Raw genomic sequence first — 4853 nt, 5'->3', positions numbered from 1 at the left:
GTACGAGAAAACTTTTTCTATAGGTGTTTTTTTATCTTTATCTGCCTTTAAATCATTCTAATCGTATGATTTAAAGGGGTATATTACGTTATGTGTCGGAAAACATAGTTTAGTAACACGAATGTAACAGTTGGATTTCTGAACATAAATTTCTATTTTGCGCCAACTTAAAAATGAGATATGAAAAGCATATCCTTTATTCTATTAATTTTTTAATCTAGAATACCATGAAAGTATATCAGACTAACGAAATCAAAAACATTGCACTTCTTGGCAATGATGGCTCAGGTAAAACCACCCTCACTGAAGCGTTGCTCTTTGAGAGTGGTATTATAAAACGTCGCGGCAGAATTACTGCCAAGAACACTGTCAGCGATTATTTCCCGGTAGAGCAGGAGTATGGTTACTCTGTATTCTCTACCGTTTATCATGTGGAGTGGAATGGTAAAAAACTAAATATCATAGACTGTCCGGGTAGTGATGACTTCGTGGGGGCTGCAATGACTGCGTTAAATGTAACCGATACAGCCGTGTTGCTTCTGAACGGTCAGTATGGACCTGAAGTTGGTACTCAGAATCACTTCCGTTATACAGAGAAGTTGGGTAAACCGGTTATCTTCCTCGTTAACCAGCTTGACTCGCCTAACTGCGATTTCGATAAAGTACTCGAACAGTTGACTGAGAATTATGGTTCTAAAGTTGTTCCGGTTCAGTATCCTATCAGTACAGGTCCGGACTTCAATTCGTTGATTGATGTACTTTTAATGAAAAAATATTCGTGGGGACCTGAAGGTGGTGCTCCTACTATCGAACCTGTTCCGGAAGAAGAAATGGAAAAGGCTATGGAATGGCATAAGAGACTTGTTGAGGCTGCTGCCGAACACGATGAGACTCTTATGGAAAAATTCTTTGAATCAGAATCGCTTACGGAAGACGAAATGCGTGAAGGTATCCGCAAGGGATTGGCTGCACGCGGCATGTTCCCTGTGTTCTGCGTATGTGCGGGAAAAGACATGGGTGTACGCCGATTGATGGAATTCCTTGGTAACGTAGTGCCTTTCGTAGACGAAATGCCTGTGGTTCACAATACACGTGGCGTTCCTGTGCCTCCTGTGGCTGATGCTCCTACTTCACTTTATTTCTTCAAGACTGCCGTTGAGCCTCATATCGGCGATGTTCAGTACTTCAAGGTGATGAGTGGTGCGGTTCACGAGGGTGATGATTTGAATAATGCCGACCGTGGATCAAAAGAACGTATGGCTCAGCTTTATGTTTGTGCAGGTGCAAACCGTGAAAAGGTGGAAGAATTGAGAGCTGGTGATATCGGTTGTACAGTTAAGCTGAAAGATGTCAAGACCGGTAATACTCTGAACAGCAAGGACTGCGAAAACAGATTCAATTTCATCAAGTATCCAAATCCTAAATATACTAGAGCTATCAAACCGGAAAATGAGGCTGATACTGAAAAGATGATGGCTATCCTTAACCGTATGCGTGAGGAAGATCCTACATGGGTTGTTGAACAGTCAAAGGAATTGAAGCAGATTCTTGTTCATGGTCAGGGTGAGTTCCATTTGCGCACACTGAAATGGCGTCTTGAAAATAATGAGAAACTGGCTGTTCAGTTCCTTGAACCAAAGATACCTTACAGAGAAACTATCACTAAGGCTGCACGTGCTGACTACAGACATAAGAAACAGTCGGGTGGTGCCGGACAGTTCGGTGAAGTTCATCTTATTGTGGAACCATATTACGAAGGTATGCCTACTCCTGAGGTTTATAAATTCAATGGTCAGGAATTCAAGATTAATGTCAAGAGTACTGAAACCGTTGATTTGGAATGGGGTGGTAAGTTGGTATTCATCAACAGTGTTGTAGGTGGAGCTATCGATACAAGATTTATGCCTGCAATCCTTAAAGGTATCATGAGCCGAATGGAACAGGGACCTCTGACTGGTTCGTATGCACGCGATGTACGTGTTATCGTATATGATGGAAAGATGCATCCGGTTGACTCAAATGAAATCTCGTTCATGCTTGCAGGACGTAATGCCTTTAGCGAAGCATTCAAGAATGCAGGGCCTAAGATTCTTGAACCTATATATGATGTGGAAGTTTTTGTTCCGAGCGACAAACTTGGTGACGTTATGAGTGATATGCAGGGACGCCGCGGTATGATTATGGGTATGAGTAGTGAAAAGGGATATGAAAAGCTGGCAGCAAAGGTGCCTTTGAAAGAAATGTCCAATTATTCTACTGCTTTAAGTTCATTGACAGGTGGACGTGCTTCGTTCATTATGAAGTTTGCAAGCTACGAACTTGTTCCAACAGATGTTCAGAATAAACTTATGAAGGAATTTGAAGAGCAGGAAAAGAATGAAGATTGATAATTAGTTGATATTTTAATACATAAAAAAGCCGTATTTCTTAAAAATACGGCTTTTTTTTATTCACTTTTCATGAACTTTTTGTCACTTTTAGTTGTTATACATTTAAAGTTATATTATTTTTGTAAAGTAAATGCTTTGAGTGTGACTTTTAATTGTGATTTTATTAATCAAAATGATGGTTTATTGTTAAATCTGAAAAAATGCCATGTAAAACATGTTAATTGATGATGATTATATTAATTAGCTTGTTAAATTTGTCACCATGAAAAAGTCAACAATATGGATATTAGGAGTCATTATGGCTCTGTCTTTTCTTAGTCTGCTATATTTGCAGGTAAGTTACATAGAAGAGATGGTTAAGATGCGTCGTGGACAATTCGAAGAGAATGTAAACCGCAGTCTTGTTCAGTCCGTGCGTAATCTTGAACTGGTGGAAACCAAGAAGTATCTTGAGGCGGATGTCGCTGCTACTGAAAGGGCGGCTAGGCTTTCGGAACAGTTTAATCTTAATAAAGGAAAAGTAAGTGAAGACATTCTCCAGCAGCATCACCAATATACTATAACATCGCCTGATGGAAGCATGTATTCAACTTTTGAATTTAAGACTATTACTAACAGGCCTGCCAATGTCCCCAAAGTGATAATATCCAACGGAAAGAATATTCCGCAGACATCAAGGACACTGCAGGAAATAATAAAGGAAAGATATGTCTATCAGAGGGCTTTGCTGGATGAGGTGGTATATAATATACTTTATACAGCAAGTGACAAGCCTATTAAAGAGAGGATAAACTTTAAGCAATTGGATCATTTTATAAAATCAGAATTGCTCAATAACGGATTGGATTTGCCGTATCATTTTATGGTTACGGACAGGGATGGAAAGGAAATTTACCGATGCTCTGATTATGTGTATGACGGTGAGAAAATATATTCAAGACTGTTGTTTGAGAATGACCCTCCTGCAAAAATGGGATATGTGAAAATATTTTTCCCTACTATGGATGATTATATTTTCAGTTCTGTAAAGTTTATGATACCTTCAATTATCTTTACAGTAGTACTTCTGATAACATTTATATTTACTATATATATTATATTCCGTCAGAAGAAGCTTACAGAGATAAAGAACGACTTTATCAATAATATGACGCATGAGTTCAAGACCCCTATCTCTACAATTTCACTTGCGGCTCAGATGCTTAATGATCCGGCTGTAGGAAAATCGCCTGTGATGTTTAAGCATATATCAGGAGTGATAAATGATGAAACCAAGCGTCTGCGTTTCCAAGTGGAAAAAGTGTTACAGATGTCAATGTTCGAACGTCAGAAAGCAACTTTGAAGAAAAAGAAGATTGATGCTAACGAACTGATAAACGGGGTTATAAATACTTTCAGGCTGAAAGTGGAAAGTTGTCATGGTACGTTGGATGCAGAGTTGGATGCTACAGATCCTTTTATATTTGTAGATGAAATGCATTTCACAAATGTGATATTTAATTTGTTGGATAATGCTGTTAAGTATAAACGTGCTGATGTAGATATAAGCTTGAAAGTCAGAACGTGGAATGAGGCAAATAAGCTTCATATCTCTGTTGAAGACAACGGTATAGGTATAAAGAAAGAAAATTTGAAAAAGATATTTGACAAGTTCTACCGTGTTCACACCGGAAACCTTCATGACGTGAAAGGATTCGGTTTGGGACTGGCCTATGTAAAGAAGATTATTTCAGATCACAATGGAAGTATCAGAGCTGAGAGTGAACTGAATGTCGGAACTAAATTTATTATTGTATTACCATTATTTAAAGAAGATTGATATGGACGAAAGAATGCGTATTTTATTGTGCGAAGATGATGAGAATCTTGGCATGCTTTTGAGAGAATATTTACAGGCAAAAGGTTATGAAGCTGATTTGTTTCTGAATGGTGACGAAGGTGTTAAAGGTTACCAGAGAGGAAAATATGATATGATTGTCACAGACGTGATGATGCCAGTGAAGGATGGTTTTTCTATGGTACAGGAAATAAAACAGATTAATTCTGAAGTTCCGGTGATTTTCCTTACTGCAAAAACAATGAAGGAAGATATTTTGGAAGGATTCAAAATAGGTGCGGATGACTATATCAGCAAGCCTTTCAGTATGGAGGAATTGACACTACGTATTGAGGCTATCTTACGCCGTGTGAAAGGTAAAAAGGTAAAGGAAAGTTCAATGTATACTATTGGTAACTTTACTTTTGATACACAAAAGCAATTGCTGACAATCGGCGATAAGCAGACTAAACTTACAACTAAAGAATCAGAGCTTTTGTCTTTGTTGTGTTCGCATGCAAACGAGATTCTCCAGAGAGACTATGCACTTAAGAATATATGGATAGATGACAATTATTTTAATGCCAGAAGTATGGATGTTTATATAACAAAATTGCGTAAGCACCTCAAGGCAGATCCTTCAATAG

General features: G+C 38.3%; 3 protein-coding genes. All 3 read left to right on the top strand.

Annotation, left to right across the window (positions count from 1 at the left end; genetic code table 11):
• The first annotated feature begins 227 nt into the window (after positions 1 to 227).
• Positions 228 to 2387: an elongation factor G gene (locus I6E24_RS15310; RefSeq protein WP_235329471.1), complete on the top strand. Its 2160-nt coding sequence runs from the start codon at positions 228 to 230 to the stop codon at positions 2385 to 2387.
• Between the two features lie 265 nt (positions 2388 to 2652).
• Positions 2653 to 4209 carry a sensor histidine kinase gene (locus tag I6E24_RS15305; RefSeq protein WP_235329469.1) on the top strand — a complete coding sequence of 519 codons (1557 nt, stop codon included), beginning with the start codon at positions 2653 to 2655 and terminating at the stop codon, positions 4207 to 4209.
• 1 nt (position 4210) lies between these two features.
• A partial coding sequence (rprY, locus tag I6E24_RS15300; protein ID WP_235329467.1) for a response regulator transcription factor RprY occupies positions 4211 to 4853 on the top strand: 643 nt, incomplete at its 3' end.

It is taken from the genome of Bacteroides caecigallinarum (assembly GCF_021530995.1).
Taxonomy (GTDB): Bacteria; Bacteroidota; Bacteroidia; order Bacteroidales; family Bacteroidaceae; genus Phocaeicola; species Phocaeicola faecigallinarum.
Note: the sequence above shows the minus strand (reverse complement) of the source record. Positions and strands in the feature narration are given on the sequence as shown.

Bases quoted from the DNA above. Each gene is read 5' to 3' on its own strand.
- I6E24_RS15310 (WP_235329471.1), top strand. From the start codon at position 228: ATGAAAGTATATCAGACTAACGAAATCAAAAACATTGCACTTCTTGGC.
- I6E24_RS15305 (WP_235329469.1), top strand. From the start codon at position 2,653: ATGAAAAAGTCAACAATATGGATATTAGGAGTCATTATGGCTCTGTCT.